The 18,060-nt window shown below is 61.9% G+C and carries 18 protein-coding genes; 13 read left to right on the forward strand and 5 right to left on the reverse strand.

The annotated features are described in order from the left end of the window. Positions 1 to 13: 13 nt before the first annotated feature. Positions 14 to 1,405 carry an ATP-binding protein gene (locus PSUM_RS27965; protein ID WP_083349512.1) on the reverse strand — a complete coding sequence of 464 codons (1,392 nt, stop codon included), beginning with the start codon at positions 1,403 to 1,405 and terminating at the stop codon, positions 14 to 16. Then, positions 1,402 to 2,151 carry a response regulator gene (locus PSUM_RS27970; protein ID WP_050511638.1) on the reverse strand — a complete coding sequence of 250 codons (750 nt, stop codon included), beginning with the start codon at positions 2,149 to 2,151 and terminating at the stop codon, positions 1,402 to 1,404. The genes PSUM_RS27965 and PSUM_RS27970 overlap by 4 nt, the downstream gene beginning before the upstream one ends. Positions 2,152 to 2,271: 120 nt before the next feature. Here PSUM_RS27970 and PSUM_RS27975 point away from each other — a divergent pair, with 120 nt between their 5' ends. From PSUM_RS27975 to tynA, 3 genes are all read left to right on the forward strand, one after another. Then, on the forward strand, positions 2,272 to 2,592 hold the full coding sequence (locus tag PSUM_RS27975) for a hypothetical protein (protein ID WP_020795537.1): 321 nt from the start codon (positions 2,272 to 2,274) through the stop codon (positions 2,590 to 2,592). Beyond that, the gene (locus tag PSUM_RS27980; RefSeq protein WP_083349513.1) at positions 2,592 to 3,263 is read left to right on the forward strand and encodes a DUF3313 domain-containing protein; all 672 of its coding nucleotides are present in this window, start codon (positions 2,592 to 2,594) and stop codon (positions 3,261 to 3,263) included. Before PSUM_RS27975 ends, PSUM_RS27980 begins: the two co-directional genes overlap by 1 nt. Before the next feature lie 158 nt (positions 3,264 to 3,421). Next, positions 3,422 to 5,710, forward strand: a complete 2,289-nt coding sequence (tynA, locus tag PSUM_RS27985; RefSeq protein WP_020795539.1) for a primary-amine oxidase — start codon at positions 3,422 to 3,424, stop codon at positions 5,708 to 5,710. Between the two features lie 61 nt (positions 5,711 to 5,771). Here tynA and feaR read toward each other — a convergent pair whose 3' ends face one another. The 3 genes from feaR to paaY form a co-directional block, all read right to left on the reverse strand. After that, entirely contained in the window at positions 5,772 to 6,686 is a 915-nt protein-coding gene (feaR, locus tag PSUM_RS27990; RefSeq protein ID WP_033044167.1) for a transcriptional regulator FeaR, read from the reverse strand. An 85-nt stretch (positions 6,687 to 6,771) separates the two neighbouring features. Beyond that, the gene (paaX, locus tag PSUM_RS27995; RefSeq protein ID WP_020795541.1) at positions 6,772 to 7,695 is read right to left on the reverse strand and encodes a phenylacetic acid degradation operon negative regulatory protein PaaX; all 924 of its coding nucleotides are present in this window, start codon (positions 7,693 to 7,695) and stop codon (positions 6,772 to 6,774) included. A gap of 168 nt (positions 7,696 to 7,863) precedes the next feature. After that, complete coding sequence (gene paaY / locus PSUM_RS28000) at positions 7,864 to 8,460, reverse strand: phenylacetic acid degradation protein PaaY (RefSeq protein WP_020795542.1); 597 nt, start codon at positions 8,458 to 8,460, stop codon at positions 7,864 to 7,866. A 349-nt stretch (positions 8,461 to 8,809) separates the two neighbouring features. Between paaY and paaF the strand changes: the two genes are divergently transcribed. The 10 genes from paaF (at position 8,810) to paaD (ending at position 18,040) form a co-directional block, all read left to right on the forward strand. Then, entirely contained in the window at positions 8,810 to 9,583 is a 774-nt protein-coding gene (paaF, locus tag PSUM_RS28005) for a 2,3-dehydroadipyl-CoA hydratase PaaF (protein ID WP_083349514.1), read from the forward strand. 42 nt (positions 9,584 to 9,625) lie between these two features. Then, positions 9,626 to 10,417 carry a 2-(1,2-epoxy-1,2-dihydrophenyl)acetyl-CoA isomerase PaaG gene (gene paaG / locus PSUM_RS28010; protein ID WP_083349515.1) on the forward strand — a complete coding sequence of 264 codons (792 nt, stop codon included), beginning with the start codon at positions 9,626 to 9,628 and terminating at the stop codon, positions 10,415 to 10,417. A gap of 3 nt (positions 10,418 to 10,420) precedes the next feature. Continuing rightward, on the forward strand, positions 10,421 to 11,938 hold the full coding sequence (gene paaH / locus PSUM_RS28015) for a 3-hydroxyacyl-CoA dehydrogenase PaaH (protein WP_083349516.1): 1,518 nt from the start codon (positions 10,421 to 10,423) through the stop codon (positions 11,936 to 11,938). Beyond that, entirely contained in the window at positions 11,931 to 12,380 is a 450-nt protein-coding gene (gene paaI / locus PSUM_RS28020; RefSeq protein WP_083349517.1) for a hydroxyphenylacetyl-CoA thioesterase PaaI, read from the forward strand. The genes paaH and paaI overlap by 8 nt, the downstream gene beginning before the upstream one ends. Next, positions 12,373 to 13,584 carry a 3-oxoadipyl-CoA thiolase gene (gene pcaF, locus PSUM_RS28025; RefSeq protein WP_083349518.1) on the forward strand — a complete coding sequence of 404 codons (1,212 nt, stop codon included), beginning with the start codon at positions 12,373 to 12,375 and terminating at the stop codon, positions 13,582 to 13,584. The genes paaI and pcaF overlap by 8 nt, the downstream gene beginning before the upstream one ends. Positions 13,585 to 13,682: 98 nt before the next feature. Then, the gene (paaK, locus tag PSUM_RS28030) at positions 13,683 to 15,008 is read left to right on the forward strand and encodes a phenylacetate--CoA ligase PaaK (protein ID WP_033044171.1); all 1,326 of its coding nucleotides are present in this window, start codon (positions 13,683 to 13,685) and stop codon (positions 15,006 to 15,008) included. Positions 15,009 to 15,326: 318 nt separating this feature from the next. After that, positions 15,327 to 16,316: a 1,2-phenylacetyl-CoA epoxidase subunit PaaA gene (paaA, locus tag PSUM_RS28035; protein WP_020795550.1), complete on the forward strand. Its 990-nt coding sequence runs from the start codon at positions 15,327 to 15,329 to the stop codon at positions 16,314 to 16,316. Between the two features lie 152 nt (positions 16,317 to 16,468). Further along, positions 16,469 to 16,750, forward strand: coding sequence for a 1,2-phenylacetyl-CoA epoxidase subunit PaaB (paaB, locus tag PSUM_RS28040; protein WP_020795551.1), 282 nt, complete (start codon positions 16,469 to 16,471; stop codon positions 16,748 to 16,750). An 8-nt stretch (positions 16,751 to 16,758) separates the two neighbouring features. Further along, positions 16,759 to 17,520, forward strand: coding sequence for a 1,2-phenylacetyl-CoA epoxidase subunit PaaC (gene paaC / locus PSUM_RS28045; protein WP_083349519.1), 762 nt, complete (start codon positions 16,759 to 16,761; stop codon positions 17,518 to 17,520). Beyond that, a complete protein-coding gene (gene paaD, locus PSUM_RS28050; RefSeq protein WP_083349520.1) occupies positions 17,507 to 18,040 on the forward strand; it encodes a 1,2-phenylacetyl-CoA epoxidase subunit PaaD in 534 nt (177 codons plus the stop codon). The genes paaC and paaD overlap by 14 nt, the downstream gene beginning before the upstream one ends. Positions 18,041 to 18,060: the final 20 nt, after the last annotated feature.

Consider the following 18,060-nt stretch of genomic DNA (forward strand, 5'->3'; position numbering starts at 1 on the left):
AGCGGCGCGAAGGCTAACGCTTATTAGCCTTCGCGCCGCGAGTACCCGGCAGTTCCACACGCGCCACCAGCCCTGCGCCGGTGCGATTGCGCAGTGTCAGCTCCCCACCCTGCTCTCGAACGATCGCCCGCGCAGCAGACAATCCCAGCCCCACGCCACCGGTATCCCTGTTGCGTGAGGTCTCCAGACGGTAGAAGGGATCGAACACCTGTTCGAGGGCGGACTCGGGTATGCCGGGGCCATCGTCACTGACTTCGATGCAGACCATGTGCCCTTCACGCCTTAGCTCGATTGCCGGCTCATGTGCATATTTCACGGCGTTTTCCAGCAGGTTGACGATCACGCGCTTGATCCCGAGCGGGCGGCCGTCGTACACCAGGTGAGCGGGACCCGTGAAGTGGACGACGATGTCCTGGTCGCGAAAGTCATCGACGATCGTTTGCAGCAATTCCGAAAGGTCGAATGCCGTGGCGTGCTCCCCGTGGCTTTCATCACGGAAAAAACCCAGCGCCGCGTTGATCATCGTTTGCATCTCTTCGATGTCGCGCACCATTTTGCGCTGCTGTTCCAGGTCGTCCATGAATTCGCTGCGCAGACGCATCCGGGTCAGGGGCGCGCGCAAGTCGTGGGAGATGGCCGCGAGCATCTGCGTACGCTCGCTGAGAAAGTGCCGGATCTGCGCCTGCATGGTGTTGAAGGCAATGGTGGCCTGGCGTATTTCATGGGGGCCTTCGATCTTGATCGGCGGCGCGCGCAGGTCATCGCCAAAGCGCCGTGCAGCGCTGGCAAAACGTTGCAGCGGACTGGCCAGTTGTCGCGTGGCAATCCAGGCGACCAGCAGGGTAGCCACCAGCCCCAGGGCGATGATGATCGCGATCCGTACGCTGGAGTCGAGCCCCCAGCTGCGTTCCGGCGGGGTGAACGACAGCCAGCTGCCATCGCGTAGCTCAACCAGTGCCACGTAGTGCGCCTGGGGGCTTTCGTCCGGCCAGTCGCCGGGGTTGAAGACTCGAATGTCACGGGGAACATCACCCAGCAATTGCTGCAGCGGCGAATGTTCGTGCCCCACCTGCATACCGCCCAGGGGCAGATGGAAGTCGGCCCGCCGTTCGTGCCAAACCACCTCAAGCATCGGATGGCTGGCAGCAGAGACCAACGACGAGCGCAACGGCACAGGCGCTGCCTCGATCACCCGCACATTCGCGGCCATTTGCTCGAGCAAGCCGGTGCGCTCAATGGGCGGACGGCCCCAGGTTCCGGCGAGCTGCACGAACAAGCCGTTGAGGGCCAGGGACGCGAGCATCGCCGCGACGATTGTCAGCGCAATGCGCGACCTGAGGGTATCGCGAGGGACTATTCGCGGGACTAATCGCGGAACCATTCGAGCGACCAGGCGGCGGATCATGAGCGGGTCACCTTGGCGCAGAACATATACCCGCCGTTACGCACGGTGCGAATGAGATCCGGGCGCTTGCTGTCCGGCTCGATCTTGCGACGCAGTCGACTGACTTGCACATCGATGCTGCGGTCATAGGCATCGTGCCCCTGGCCACGCGCCAGGTCGATCAGCTGTTCCCGGGTGAGAATGCGCTGTGGATGCTCGAGAAAAACCCGCAGCAAATCGAACTCGCCCGCGGACAACGGAATCATCACGCCCTCGGGCGAACGCAGTTCACGACAAGTGATGTCCAGGTGCCAATCGGCGAATGTGATGATCGGACGCGAGGGCTCGAGCCCCGGGCTTTTCTCGCCAGCGCGACGCTGCACGGCACGCAGCCTGGCAAGCAGCTCCCGAGGATCGAATGGCTTGGTCAGGTAATCGTCGGCGCCCAGTTCCAGGCCGACAATGCGGTCGCTCAGTTCACCCATCGCGGTCAACATGACGATCGCAATATCCGTCCGCGCCCGCAGTTTCTGGCAGAGGCTCAGGCCACCTTCGCCGGGTAGCATCAGGTCAAGGATGATGATGTCCGGGCGGTTCTTTTCGATCATCGCCCACATGGCCTCACCATGGGTGGCCAAGTCCACCTCGTAGGCATGCTGAACAAAAAACTGTTTCAGCAGGGACAGGATTTCCACATCGTCGTCGACGATCAGCAGTCTGCTCACGTTCGGGGATCCACGGCCAAAAAAGAGCGTATCTAAAACCATTCCGGTGCCAGGGTCATATATTTCAATCCAGCAACATTTCTACTTGCATGACATCAATCGGACATACGGTCGCAACCCACTTACGGCACCCTGCGCGAATTCCAACTCATGAGGTCTTCCATGCAGGGTTCGAACAGCTCCTACGCAACCGAGACAACCGACAGCGCTCACACGGTGATCCTCAACCAGCGCACCAGTGCGCCAGGGCAAGACGAGCCGATTCTATTCCAGCAATCGTGCCTGGGACTGACCGACGATCGGACCCAGGTCGTGCTGCGCCGCTATTTCGAGCGCTACAGCCCGACCACCAGCAACTGGGTGGAATACATCCATCACGTGCCGATTGCCGAGTTTACCCAGTGGATCATGGCCAACGGCGATCTGCGTATCGAATGCTCGGAAGACCTGCCAGGCTCCACCCTCCAATCAGGAATCCCTTGATGAGAAAGCGCTTCTCGCTGCCGCTATTGGCCGCTGTAACCCTCGTCCTCTCGGCGTGCAGCAACAAAAAAGTCGCAACACCGGACACCTATTCAGGCTTTCTGAACGACTACAGCGCCTTGACCGAGCACCAGTCACCTTCAGGCCAACCGGTGCTGAGCTGGGTAAACCCCAAACTTGAGCTCGACCGCTACACCCAGGTTTATATCGAACCGAGCCAATACTACCCGCAGCCCAAACCCAGCGAGCGCCTGCCACAGACCACGCTCGGCGACACGACCTGGTACTACGATGCGGTGCTCAAGTTTGAGATGGGCAAGGTCTTGACCGTGGTCACCACCCCGGGGCCCAAGACCCTGATCGTGCGACCGTCAATCACCCGAGTGAGCGCCAGCACCCAGGGCCTGCGCTATTACGAATGGCTACCGATCACCCTGGTTGCAGCAGGCGTCAGCACCGCCACCGGGATCCGCGACCAGGACAGTGAAATTGCCACCGAGGTTGCCTTTCTCGATGGCGAGACCAGGACCCTTGTCGCCAAAGTGGTGCGCGTGGGCACGGGGATACCGCTGGAGAACGACAAGCAGGTCATCACCACGGCAAACATCAAGGGCGTGCTCGACGGCTGGGCCAGCGACCTGCGCAAGTCGTACCTGGCGATGCATAAATAGAAGGCTGCTTGCCAATCGGGATCCAATGGGGATCCAATGGGGAAAATTGATTCAGGCAGGCAGTCAAAGCAATCTGGCAGGAATCCAAATGCAGGTTTCGACTGGCTGTTGCAAAGTGCAAGCATGCCAGTCACCGGCTTTTCCCCAGGAATGCACCCATGTCCAGCGCCAAAGCACTGCCAAAAAGATCACCGCTTGCCCGGCTCGCCCTGGCCATCTCCCTGAGCGTCCTCGGCCTGCCCATGTGCATGGACAATGCCCAGGCCCACGGCGGCCAAGCCGAAATGGTGCCGCTGCAGGCAGGCCTCGAGGAATTTGGCGCCACGGTCAAATGGGACGACTACTCGAACCTGTTCACCATTGCCAAGGACGGTGTCTACCTCAAGGTCAAGCCGGACAGCAAAGTGGCCATGCTCAACGGCAAGCGCATGGAGCTGACGGTGCCCGTGGTGTTCAAGGGCAAGACCGCCTTCATGTCCAAGGACTTCATCAACCAGGTGTTCCAGTCCGGCCTGGACACGACCTTTGTGGTAGAGACCCGTCCTAACCCGCTCAACCCCCTGAGTGCGGACGAAATCACCGCGGCGGTGGACATCGTCAAGCAATCGGAACACTACAAGCCGGGCTTTCGCTTCACCGAAGTCTCGGTCAAGGCGCCGCCGAAGGATCAGGTGTGGAACTTCGTCTACACCGGGCAAAACGTGACCCAGCCGCGCCAGGCCAATATCGTCGTGCTGGACGGCAAGCACGTGATCGAAGCGCTGGTGGATCTCGACGGCAAGGCGTTGCAATCCTGGAAGCCCATCGAAGGCGCCCATGGCATGGTGCTGCTGGATGATTTCGCCACGGTGCAAACCGCTGTCGAAACCAGCCCCGAATACGCGCAAGCCTTGGCCAAGCGCGGCATCAACGATGTGAAGAAAGTCGTCGCCACGCCGCTGACCGTCGGTTACTTCGACGGCAAGGACGGGCTGGCCCAGGACAAGCGCCTGCTGAAGATCGTCAGCTACCTCAATGTCGATGACGGCAACTACTGGGCGCATCCGATCGAGGGCCTGGTGGCGATTGTCGATCTGGAGCAGAAAAAACTGATCAAGATCGAAGACGAAGCGCTGGTTCCGGTCCCGATGAAACCGACGCCCTACGACGGACGCGGGCGCAAGGGCGTGGCGGTCAAGCCGCTGGAAATCATCGAACCCGAAGGCAAGAACTACACCATCACCGGCAATAGCATTCACTGGCAGAACTGGGACTTCCACGTTCGCCTCGATTCGCGGGTCGGCCCGATCCTGTCCACGGTCACCTACGACGACAAGGGCAAGAAGCGCAAGATCATGTACGAAGGCTCCCTGGGCGGGATGATCGTGCCTTACGGCGACCCGGATGTCGGCTGGTACTTCAAGGCATACCTGGATTCCGGCGACTACGGCATGGGCACCCTGACCTCGCCTATCGCCCGTGGCAAAGACGCCCCGGAAAACGCCGTGCTGCTGGACGCCACCATCGCCGACTACACCGGCGCACCGACGTCGATTCCGCGCGCCATGGCGGTGTTCGAGCGCTATGCCGGCCCGGAATACAAACACCAGGAAATGGGCCAGCCCAACCTCAGCACCGAACGGCGTGAGCTGGTGGTGCGCTGGATCAGTACCGTCGGCAACTATGACTACATTTTCGACTGGGTCTTCCAGCAGAACGGCACCATCGGCATCGACGCCGGCGCCACCGGCATCGAAGCGGTCAAGGGTGTGAAATCCAAAACCATGCACGAAGAAACCGCCAAGGAAGACACGCGCTACGGCACCCTGCTCGATCACAACATCGTCGGCACCACGCACCAGCACATCTACAACTTCCGCCTGGACATGGACGTGGACGGCGAAAGCAACTCGCTGGTGGAAGTGAACCCCGTCGTACTGCCCAACGACCGTGGCGGGCCGCGCACCAGCACCATGCAGACCGAAACCCGCGTGGTCAGCACCGAACAACAGGCCGCGCAGAAGTTCGACCCCTCGACCGTGCGCCTGCTGAGCAACTTGAGCAAGGAAAACAAGGTCGGCAACCCGGTGTCGTACCAGCTGATTCCCTATGCCGGCGGCACGCACCCGGTGGCCAAGGGCGCCAACTTCGGCACGGACGAATGGCTGTACCACCGCCTGAGCTTCATGGACAAGCAGCTGTGGGTGACGCAATACAACCCTGAGGAAAAGTACCCGGAAGGCAAATACCCGAACCGCTCGGACAAGGACTCGGGACTGGGGCAATTCACCCAGGATAACCATTCCATCGAGAACACCGACGACGTGGTCTGGCTGACCACCGGCACCACCCACATCGCCCGGGCCGAAGAATGGCCGATCATGCCGACCGAGTGGGTGCATGTGCTGTTGAAACCGTGGAATTTCTTCGATGAAACGCCGACGCTGAATCTCAACTCGCCGAAATAAAATGCAGGACGCATCCCCTGTAGGAGCGTCGACCGGCTGCTCCTACAGGGTTATGCGATCTTCAGGCATGCCGCTTGCGATATTCCCCCGGCGCAATGCCGAAGCGCGATTTGAATGCCGTGGAAAAATAGCTCGAATCGGAAAAACCCCACGAATACCCCAGCACCGACAACTTCTGTTCCTTGCCCGATTGACGCAGGGTTTCGGCACACAGGTCCAACCGACGGTTCTTGATGTAGCGCGCCACCACCAGGCCTTTCTTGGCGAACATCCGGTACAACCCACGGGTCGACATGCCAACTTCCCGCGCCAGCCATTCCGGGCACAGCTCTTCGCAACGGATGTGCTGGTCGATGACGCTCAGGGTCTTGCGGAAGGTGCGCTCGTGCGGATCCGTGCAATCGTCGCTCTGGCTGATGGCCGGGCGCAGCAGGCTGACAATCGCCTCCAGGGTCGCCTCGCTTTCCTGGCGACTGAGGTTCTGCTGGCGCGTGGCATCGAGGATCAAGCGGTGCGAAAGCATGGCGATTGGCGATGTCGCGGCAATCCGATGGCCGCACTTGACCTGATTGAAGCGCAGCGTCTGCTCCACCAGTTGGTACGGCAGGATAAGCGACAATTGTCGGGAGTTTTCGCTGTAGGTGAAGTCGCTGGGCCGCGCAGCATCGATCAATGTGATGTCCCCGGCGGACAGCAGGACCCTGTCGTCGCCCTGGGCCATGCCCGCGGTGCCATCGAGCTGGAACACCGCAAAGTACTTACCGTCCTCGCCCGCCGCGACTTCCTGCGGCGTGCGGTACAGCCGCGCCTGGCAGGCATCGACGAAGCTGAGCTTGAGGGCATCGCTGCGGTGTTCGCGAATCTGCCCGGCAAAGCCGGTTCCCAGGGGTTGGGCGTTGAAGGCGCCACAGATCTGGTTGATCTGGTGGATCCACTGATCGAACCCATCCTGGCGCTGTGCGGTTGTAGAAATCATGTCGGGCCTCACGCAGGCTTATTTTTATTGTCTACGTCAATCAACAGGTTCTCCTGAACAGCGACTCTCCCTGACCGTCGACGGGTTATTTCAACCCGCCAAACCGTCGATAAAAACTCTCGCCCACATCCGGTAGCGGTCCGTCGGCGGTTTCCAGTGCGCTGTTCAGCCATTCCTCGGCCTTGGCGTAGATCAAACGGTAAATGTTGCGGCACAACTGCCGGGCTGCTCGCCCTTCCCAGTCGCCGGGCAACAACTCGTCCGGCAATTGCGGGTCGCGCAGCAGCAGTTTTCGGTATTCGTGAATAAGCAGGATCCGCGCCAGGAAGCAGTCGGCTGGCTGCAGGTTTTCCTGTTCGCGCAGGGCTTGCCACAGCGGCCGGAACAGCTGGATGAATTCGCTGTAGTGGGTTGCAAGCTCCTCGATGTTCCAGCTCTCGCGCACTTGCAGGCGCAGGGCCTTGGAGGCGAGTACGTCTTGAGCGGTGGTTTCGAAGACGATGGTTTCTTCCTGGGCGCCGAGGTCCAGCAGCGTCGCGTTGACATCCGTGCGATCGCTGCGCGGACAGGCCAGCACCACCGGCGAAATCGCACCAAAACCTTGCCATTCCAGCTCTTCGCGCACTTGTTTGCGCTTGTCCTGGGTCAGTTGCGACAGCATCACCAGGCACCAGGAACCATCCCAGGCCGGCATACTGGTGCTGTAGACCCGTTTGAACGCCTTGTCGAAACGCCGGCGACCGGTGCCGGTCAGGCTGTAGTAACTACGACGACCCACCTTCTCGGCGGTCAGCCAGCCTTCCTTGGTCAGGCGAAAAATCGAGGTGCGGATCAGCCGCTCGTTGATGCCGATCGGTTCGAGCAACTGGATCAGGCTGCCCAGCCAGACGGTCCCGCCGTGGGGTTCGATGGCATCACCGTACAGTGTGATGATCAAGGAACTGGCACGGATCGGTGTCTGCTCTTGAAAGCGCGTAATCAGATGGTTCAAGGGTATCAGGGACGACATGGGCGTACCGGGCTGAAAAAAGAAAAGGAATATACCGAAAACCTGCCTGTTAATCGCAAATCCCCTTGTGGGAGCGAGCCTGCTCGTAAAAGCGGTGTACCAGTCACCATCAATATTGAATGTCAGACCGCATTCGCGAGCAGGCTCGCTCCCACAGGGGGATTGTGTTCACAAGGTATTGCCTTTCGGTCGAAGGCCTCTGTCACTGATTCGCGGCCGCTCCGGCTCTGGCTCCGCCAACGGCTCGCACACCTGCATTTGCGTGAGGCAACGCTTGGCCAGTTCCTGATACTCACGAGTACCCGCCTGCTTCCACGCCACTTCCTGATCGCTAAGCATGCGTTTGACACTCGCCGGCGCGCCCATGACCAATGATTGCTCGGGGCATTCGAACCCGGCCTTGACGAACGCCGCCGCCGACACGAAAGACCGCGGGCCGATACGTGCGTTGTCCATCACCACCGCATTCATCCCCACCAGCGCGTCGGCGCCGATCCGGCAACCGTGCAGCACGGCACCGTGGCCGATGTGGCCATTGCGCTCGACCACGGTGTCGCTGTCGGGGAAGCCGTGCATCACGCAGGTGTCCTGAATGTTGGCGCCCTCCTCCAGCACGATCCGCCCGAAATCACCGCGCAGGCTGGCCAGCGGCCCTACATAACAGTGGGGGCCAATGATCACGTCACCGATCAACACGGCGGACGGATGCACATAGGCGCTCGGGTCAACCACCGGGGTCAGGCCATCAAGGCTGTAGCAGGTCATGGGAGGTTCCTTGGCAAAGCGATGCAAATATTGACTTATTTTGTATCACATCGCTTTTACCAGCACAAAGACTAAAAAGCGTATCACTTGATAGCGGCGTTCCAACGGGGTGCATTTCAATCGCCACAGCCCGCGACAGCACCAATAAAATCAATGCTCATAGCGTAATTTTCTGCTTCATGCAGACCACCTTCAGAAATCATAAATCTGACAATAGGACACATTAATACGTTTTTTATGTTGATTTTACGTATCACATTATAGGTATACTCCGGCAAAACCGGCCCCTGCGGCCGATCCAATAACAAGCCGGCCTCAGCGCCGAGCGTTCACCGTGAGGGCATCCGCCATGCCTCAAACCCTTGCCGTCGAATTCATCGAGCCTGGCGTACGCCTGATTACCCTGCAGCGCCCCCAAGCGCTGAACGCCCTGAACACCCAGCTGCTGGGTGAGCTGGCTGATGAGTTGAGCATCGCCCAAGCCGACCCCAAGACCCGTGCCGTGGTCATGACCGGCAGCCGCAAGGCCTTCGCCGCCGGTGCCGACATCAAGGAAATGGCCGAGCGCGATCTGGTCGGCATCCTCGATGACCCGCGCCAGGCCTCATGGCAAGCCATCACCCGCTTCAACAAACCGCTGATCGCCGCCGTCAACGGCTTCGCCCTCGGCGGCGGCTGCGAACTGGCCATGCACGCCGACATCATCATTGCCGGCGAAGATGCGCGCTTCGGCCAGCCGGAAATCAACCTCGGGATCATGCCCGGCGCGGGTGGCACCCAACGCCTGCTGCGCGCCGTCGGCAAATCCATGGCCATGCAGATGGTCCTGACCGGCGAGCCGATTGACGCTCGCCAGGCCCAGCGCGCCGGCCTGGTCAGCGAAGTCACCCAGCCTGAATTCACTGTCGATCGCGCTCTGCAGGTTGCCCGCCAGATCGCCGCCAAGGCACCGCTGGCGGTACGCTTGGCCAAGGAAGCGCTGCTCAAGGCCATGGACACCGATTTGGCAAGCGGCCTGCGCTTCGAGCGTCATGCCTTCACCGTGCTGGCCGGCACCCGCGACCGCGACGAAGGCATTGCCGCCTTCCAGGAAAAACGCACACCGACTTTCACCGGCCAGTAACCCGGTTACCCGCCTTACGAATTCCAAGAGAGCGCCAAGACCATGAACTTCGAACACATCCTGTTTTCCATCGAGGCCGGCGTCGCCCTGCTCAGCCTTAATCGCCCGGATCAGCTCAACAGCTTCAACACCCAGATGCATGGCGAAGTGAAGGAGGCGCTCAAGCAGGTGCGGCAAAACCCCGACGTGCGCGTGCTGCTGCTGACCGGCGAAGGCCGTGGCTTCTGCGCAGGGCAAGACCTGAGCGACCGCAATGTCGCGCCGGGCAGTGCCGCGCCGGACCTGGGCGAGTCCATCGAGAAGTTCTACAACCCGCTGATCCGCCAACTGCGTGACTTGCCGATGCCGGTGATTTGCGCGGTCAACGGCGTGGCCGCTGGCGCTGGCGCCAACATCCCACTGGCTTGCGACCTGGTGCTGGCAGCGCGCTCGGCCAGCTTCATCCAGGCCTTTTGCAAGATCGGCCTGATCCCTGATTCCGGGGGTACCTGGACCCTGCCGCGCCTGGTCGGCATGGCCCGCGCCAAGGCACTGGCCCTGCTCGGCAATCGCCTGAGCGCCGAACAGGCCGAGCAATGGGGGCTGATCTACCGCTGCGTGGAAGACGCCGAACTGCGCGACGAAGCGTTGAAACTGGCGCAACACTTGGCCACCCAACCGACATACGGCCTGGCGCTGATCAAACGCAGCCTGAACGCCAGCATGAGCAACAGCTTTGATGAACAGCTGGAACTGGAGCGTGACCTGCAACGCCTGGCCGGGCGCAGCGAGGACTACCGCGAAGGCGTCGGCGCCTTCATGGAAAAACGCACCCCAAGCTTCAAGGGACGTTGAGTCATGAGCGCATTGAACACTTCTGCACGCATCGCCGTGATCGGCGCCGGCGCCATGGGTGCCGGCATTGCCCAGGTCGCGGCGCAGGCCGGGCATCCGGTGTTGCTGCTGGACAATCGCCCCGGCGCTGCGGCCCAGGCCATTGAAGGCATCGATCGGCAACTGGGCAAACGGGTCGAGAACGGCAAGCTGCCCGCCGAGTCGCGCAGCGCAACCATCGCCCGCCTGCAGGCCGTGGAAGCCATCGAAGCCCTGGCCGATTGCGATTTGATCATCGAGGCCATCGTCGAGAACCTCGAGGTCAAGCGCGCGCTGTTCCGCCAGCTGGAAGGCATCTGCAGCGCGCAGTGCATCCTGGCGAGCAACACTTCGTCGCTGTCGATCACCAGCATTGCAGCGCAGCTGCAACACCCGCAACGCCTGCTCGGCCTGCACTTCTTCAACCCGGCGCCCGTCATGGCGCTGGTGGAAATCGTCTCGGGCCTGGCCAGCGATCCGGGTTTGGCCGAGTGCCTGTACGACACCGCCAAGGCCTGGGGCAAAAAACCGGTGCACACCCGCTCCACGCCGGGTTTCATCGTCAACCGCGTGGCCCGGCCTTTCTACGCCGAAAGCCTGCGCCTGCTGCAGGAAGGCACCGCCGATTGCCCAACCCTGGATGCGCTGATGCGCGAGGCCGGGGGCTTTGCCATGGGCGCCTTCGAGCTCACCGACCTGATCGGCCATGACGTCAACTATGCCGTGACTTGCTCGGTGTTCGACGCCTATTACCAGGACACGCGCTTTCAGCCGTCGCTGATCCAGAAAGAGCTGGTAGACGGTGGACGACTGGGGCGCAAGAGCGGACAGGGTTTCTACGCTTACGCCCAAGGCGCCGAGCGCCCGCAAGCGGCTGAAATCAGCAGTGCGGCGACCGTCGATGTTTGCGCTGTCGAGGGTGACCTGGGGTTCGCCCAAGGCCTGCTCGGGCGCCTGCAAGAGCAAGGCGTTGAAGTCCTCCAGCGAGATGGCCGCGGTTTGCTGCGCGTAGGTGATGCCGTGCTGGCCCTGAGCGACGGACGCATGGCCTGTCAGCGAGCCCGGGAAGACGGGTTGCGTAACCTGATTCTGCTGGATCTGGCGTTCGACTATGCCAAGGCCCAACGTATCGCTATCAGCCATGCAGCCGGCATTGATCCGCTGGCACTCGAACAAGGCGTTGCACTGCTGCAACGGGCCGGGCTCAAGGTCAGCCTGCTCAGCGACAGCCCGGCCCTCGCCGTCCTGCGCACCGTGGCGATGCTCGCCAACGAGGCCGCCGACGCCTTGTTGCAAGGCGTGGCCTCGGCCGCCGACATCGATCTGGCGATGCGCGCCGGGGTCAATTATCCCCAAGGCCCGCTGGCCTGGGCCGATGCCGTGGGTCTGCCGCACATCCTCAATACGCTGGACAACCTGCAAGCCGCTTATGGCGAAGAACGCTACCGGCCATCGTTGCTGCTGCGCCGCCGCGTAGCCGAAGGGAGAAACTTCCATGACTAACCACGAAGCGATGAACCTGGCCAGCGACTGCGCGCAAGCGTTGTTCCAGCGCGACAACGCCAGCCAGGCCATGGGCATGCGCCTGCTGTCCGCCGGCCCAGGCTCCGCTCGCGTGGGCATGACCGTGCGCGAAGACATGGTCCAGGGCCACGGCACCTGCCACGGCGGCTACCTGTTCGCCCTCGCCGACTCGGCATTTGCCTTTGCCTGCAACAGCTACAACGAAGCCACCGTGGCCATCGGCTGCAGCATCGACTACATCGCCCCGGCGCGCCTGGGCGACACGCTCAATGCCGACTGCATCGAGCAAAGCCGCTCCGGGCGCACCGGCAACTACGACGTACGCATTGAAAACCAGCAGGGCCAGTTGATCGCCCTGTTCCACGGCAAGTCCTACAAAGTGCGCGGCTCGGTGCTGGCGCAGGAGACCCCCAATGAATGACGCCCTGATCATCGACGCCGTTCGCACCCCGATCGGCCGCTACGCCGGAGTGCTGAGCAGCGTGCGCGCCGACGACCTCGGCGCGGTGCCGCTGCGCGAACTGCTGCGCCGTCACCCGCAAGTGGACTGGAACACGGTGGACGATGTGATCTACGGCTGCGCCAACCAGGCCGGCGAAGACAACCGCAACGTCGCACGCATGTCGGCACTGCTGGCCGGGTTGCCGGTCAGCGTACCCGGCACCACCCTCAATCGCCTGTGCGGCTCCGGGCTGGATGCGGTCGGCACCGCAGCGCGGGCGATTCGCAGTGGCGAAACCGGGTTGATGCTGGTCGGTGGCGTTGAATCGATGTCCCGCGCCCCACTGGTGATGGGCAAGGCCGAACAGGCGTTTTCCCGCGCGGCCGAGATCTTCGACACCACCATCGGCTGGCGTTTCGTCAATCCGCTGATGAAAAAGACGTACGGAATCGACTCCATGCCGGAAACGGCAGAGAACGTTGCCGAACAGTTCAATATCTCCCGCGCCGATCAGGACGCCTTCGCCCTGCGCAGCCAGCAACGCGCCGCCGCTGCCCAGGCCAACGGACGCCTGGCGAAAGAAATCGTCGCGGTGGAAATTCCCCAGCGCAAAGGCCCGGCCAAAGTGGTCGAGCACGACGAGCACCCACGCGGCGACACAACCCTTGAGCAGTTGGCCAAACTGGGCACGCCATTCCGCGAGGGCGGCAGCGTTACCGCCGGCAATGCCTCGGGCGTCAACGACGGTGCCTGCGCGCTGTTGCTGGCAAGCCCCGAAGCTGCCAAACGCCACGGCCTGATCGCTCGTGGCCGGGTGGTGGCGATGGCGACCGCTGGCGTCGAGCCGCGCATCATGGGTATCGGTCCGGTCCCGGCCACCCGCAAGGTGCTGGAGGTTGCAAACCTGAGCCTGGCGGACATGGACGTGATCGAGCTCAACGAAGCCTTTGCCGCCCAGGGCCTGGCCGTCCTGCGCGAACTGGGCCTGAGCGACACCGACCCACGGGTCAACCCCAACGGCGGCGCCATCGCCCTGGGCCACCCGTTGGGCATGAGCGGCGCACGCCTGGTCACCACCGCCCTGCATGAACTGGAGGAGCGCAATGGCCGCTATGCCCTGTGCACCATGTGCATCGGCGTCGGCCAAGGGATCGCGCTGATCATCGAGCGTCTACCCCACTAAAGAATCGCGATTCCCGGGGTGCCGAGAGGTATCCTTGGGGCATGCACTCAAAGCCCCTGCCTGCAGGGACTGGACACAAAAACAATTCGAGTGAACACATGAACATGCCAATTGCCCGAGCCGTGCTAGATCCCGTGCTGGACCCGCTGGAAACCGCCAGCATCGACGAGCTGCGCCAACATCAGCTGGAGCGCCTGCGCTGGAGCCTGAACCACGCCTACAACAATGTGCCGCTATACCGTCAGCGTTTCGATGCCCTGGGCGTGCACCCGGACGACATCAAGTCCCTCGACGACCTGGCGAAGTGCCCCTTCACCACCAAGTCCGACCTGCGCGACAACTACCCCTACGGCATGTTTGCCGTGCCGATGCATGACATCGTGCGCCTGCACGCATCCAGCGGCACCACCGGCAAACCGACCGTGGTCGGCTACACCCAGAACGACATCGACACCTGGGCCAACGTGGTTGCGCGTTCGATCCGCGCGGCGGGTGGCCGGCGTGGCGACAAGGTGCACATTTCCTACGGCTACGGGCTGTTTACCGGCGGCCTCGGTGCGCACTACGGCGCCGAACGCCTGGGTTGCACGGTGATCCCGATGTCCGGCGGCCAGACCGAAAAACAAGTGCAGCTGATCAAGGATTTCCAGCCGGACATCATCATGGTCACGCCGTCCTACATGCTCAATATCGCCGACGAGATCGAGCGCCAGGGCATCGACCCGCACAAACTGGCCCTGCGCCTGGGCATCTTCGGCGCCGAGCCATGGACCGCCGAGCTGCGCAGTGCCATCGAGCAGCGCCTGGGCATCACCGCGCTCGACATCTACGGCCTCTCGGAAATCATGGGGCCCGGTGTCGCCATGGAATGCGCCGAGACCAAGGACGGCCCGACCATCTGGGAAGACCACTTCTACCCGGAAATCATCGACCCGGTCACCGGCGAAGTGCTGCCGGACGGGCAGATGGGCGAACTGGTGTTCACGTCCCTGAGCAAAGAAGCGCTGCCGATGATCCGCTATCGCACCCGCGACCTGACGCGCCTGCTGCCGGGCACTGCGCGGCCGATGCGGCGGATCGACAAGATCACCGGGCGCAGCGACGACATGCTGATCATCCGCGGGGTCAACGTGTTCCCGACGCAGATCGAGGAGCAAGTACTGAAAATCAAACAGCTTTCCGAGTGCTACGAGATCCATCTGTATCGCAATGGCAACCTGGACAGCGTTGATGTGCATGTCGAGTTGAAGGCCGAGCACCAGCACCTGAGCGAAGAACAGCAGAAGGCTGTTTGCGGGGAGCTCGGCAAACACATCAAGACGTACATCGGGATCAGTTCGCGAATCGTCCTGCAGCCTTTCCATTCGATCAAGCGATCCGAGGGCAAAGCCTGCCACGTCGTCGATAAACGCCCTAAAGCATGACTGCTGCACCCCTTTAGGCCCCGCTGATGCGGGGCTTTTTTTTGCCCCTTCACCGCCCTGCATGCACCTGTGGGAGCGAGCCTCTGTGGCGAGGGGATTTATCCCCGTTGGACTGCGCAGCAGTCCCATTCTCCTGGGCCGCTCCGCGACCAACGGGGATAAATCCCCTCGCCACAGAGGCTCACCCCAAAAAACCAACCTTTCATCCCAAAGCGATACAAAAACAAATGCGACACGTCATTTTCTGTTTGATATTAATTTTTGTATCGCTTATAAAGTTCTCCATGCCCTCGAACAGATTCACGGCGGGAGACCCCCATGTACGCACAGCTCGTAGAAACAGGCGTAAAGCGCATCAAAGACCTCTCGGAGATGTCCGATGAGGAGCGTGCCTTCCAGGAAAAAATCGATTCAGAAATCAAGATCGAAGCTAAGAACTGGATGCCAGATGCCTACCGGCAAACCCTTATCCGGCAGATTTCCCAGCACGCCCACTCGGAAATCGTCGGCATGCTCCCGGAAGGCAACTGGGTCACCCGCGCGCCGACGCTCAAACGCAAATTGCAATTGATGGCCAAGATCCAGGACGAAGCCGGTCACGGCCTGTACCTGTACAGCGCCATGGAAACCCTGGGGGCCGACCGAGATGAAGAGATCGCCAAGCTGCACAGCGGCAAGGCCAAGTACTCGAGCATCTTCAATTACCCGACGCTGAACTGGGCCGACATGGGCGCAGTGGGCTGGCTGGTGGATGGCGCGGCGATCGTCAACCAGGTGGTGCTGCAGCGCACCTCCTACGGCCCCTATTCCCGGGCGATGATCCGCATCTGCAAGGAAGAGAGTTTCCACCAGCGCCAGGGCTACGAAATCCTCCTGACCATGATGCGTCACGGCACTCAGGCGCAAAAAGACATGGTCCAGGATGCGATCAACCGCCTGTGGTGGCCGTCGCTGATGATGTTCGGCCCAAGCGATGAACACTCGCCAAACAGCGCGCAATCCATGGCCTGGAAAATCAAGCGCCAGAGCAACGACGAACTGCGCCAGCGCTTCATCGACCAGACCATCCCGCAGCTGGAACTGCTGGGCTGCACCTGCCCCGACCCGGACTTGAAGTGGAACGCCGAGCGCGGTCACTACGACTTCGGCGAAATCCAGTGGGACGAATTCTACGAAGTGCTCAAGGGTAACGGCCCGTGCAACACCGAACGCGTCGCCACCCGCCGCAAGGCGATTGAAGACGGCGCGTGGGTTCGTGAAGCCGCCGTCGCCCACGCCCGCAAAAAACAAAACAAGAACGCCGCTTGATTGATCTTCGGCGGCTTCCATGCCGCCAAAAGATCGCAGGCTGCGCCAGCTCCTACAGGAGCCGGTGATCCCATGTAGGAGCTGCCGAAGGCTGCGATCTTTTGATCTTCAGCCCCGTCAGCAAAAAACCGAACAGATGTGGAGTAACTGAAATGTCCGAATGGACCCTCTTCGAAGTCTTCGTGCGCAGCAAGCACGGCCTCAACCACAAGCACGTCGGCAGCGTGCATGCCGCCGACACCACCATGGCGATCGAGAACGCCCGCGAGCTGTACACCCGCCGTAGCGAAGGCGTGAGCCTGTGGGTCGTGCCCTCAAAGCTGATCACCGCCTCATCGCCGGATGAGAAAGACCCGCTGTTCGATCCGTCGGACGACAAGGTTTACCGCCATGCCAGCTTCTACGAGCTGCCGGCCGAAGTCGGGCACATGTGAGGTCGACCATGAATAACAAGACCGATCTGATCGAATACCTGCTGCGCCTGGGCGACAGCGCCCTGATCCAGGGCCAGCGCCTGTGCCAGTGGTGCGGCAAGGCCCCGGCGCTGGAAGAAGAGCTGGCACTGATGAACGTCGGCCTCGACTTGGTGGGCCAGGCCCGCAACTGGCTGGACTACGCCGCCGAGTTGCTGGACGACGGCCGCGACGCCGACGACCTGGCGTTCCGCCGCGACGAGCGCGCCTATCGCAACCTGCTGCTGGTGGAACAACCTAACGGCGATTACGCGGTAACCCTCCTCAAGCAGTTCCTGTATGACGCCTGGCACCTGCCGGTCCTCCAGGACCTGAGCCAGTCCAGCGATGAGCGCATTGCCGGGATCGCCGCCAAAGCGGTCAAGGAAGTCACCTATCACCTGCGCCGCTCCGGCGAGTGGGTCGAGCGTCTGGGTGACGGCACCGAGGAAAGCCACCAGCGCATGCTCACGGCCATTCCCGAGGTCTGGCGTTTTACCGTTGAATTGATCGCCGCCGATGACAGCGAACAGCGCCTGTGCGAAGCCGGTATCACCCCGGACATCGCCAGCGTGAGGGCGCAGTGGCAAGCCAAGGTCAACGACATTTTCGCCAGCGCCACCCTGCCCGTGCCGGCAGCACCGAGCTATTTCTACCTGAATGCGCGCAAGGGCCTGCACACCGAGCACCTGGGCATCCTGCTGGCCGAAATGCAGTTCCTGCCACGAGCGTACCCCGATGCAACCTGGTGAGTTGATCGCCAGCGACCAGGGCGCCCGGCCGGTACAACCGAGCGACTTAACCGCCGCCTGGGCGATCCTGGCCGAGGTCATGGACCCGGAAGTCCCGGTGGTCAGCGTGGTGGACCTGGGGATCGTCCGCGATCTCGACTGGCAAGCCGGGCACTTGCATGTGGTGGTCACCCCGACCTATTCCGGATGCCCGGCGACCGAAGTGATCGAGGGTGATATCCGCCAGGCGCTGGAACAGGCCGGCTTCCAGACACCGAACCTGGAGCGCCGCCTGACCCCGGCCTGGACCACCGACTGGATCACCGACAGCGGCCGCGAACGCCTGCGCGCCTACGGCATCGCACCACCTGAAGGCAGCACCAGCAAACGCAGCCTGCTCGGCGAAAGCCCGGTGATCGCCTGCCCGCAATGCGGCAGCGTCCACACCGAAGTGCTCAGCGAGTTTGGCTCCACCGCGTGCAAGGCGCTGTATCGCTGCGTCGATTGCCGGGAACCGTTCGACTATTTCAAGTGCATCTGAGCGGCGTCTGCCGTCCAGCT

Source organism: Pseudomonas umsongensis (assembly GCF_002236105.1).
In the GTDB taxonomy this organism is placed as follows: Bacteria; Pseudomonadota; Gammaproteobacteria; order Pseudomonadales; family Pseudomonadaceae; genus Aquipseudomonas; species Aquipseudomonas umsongensis.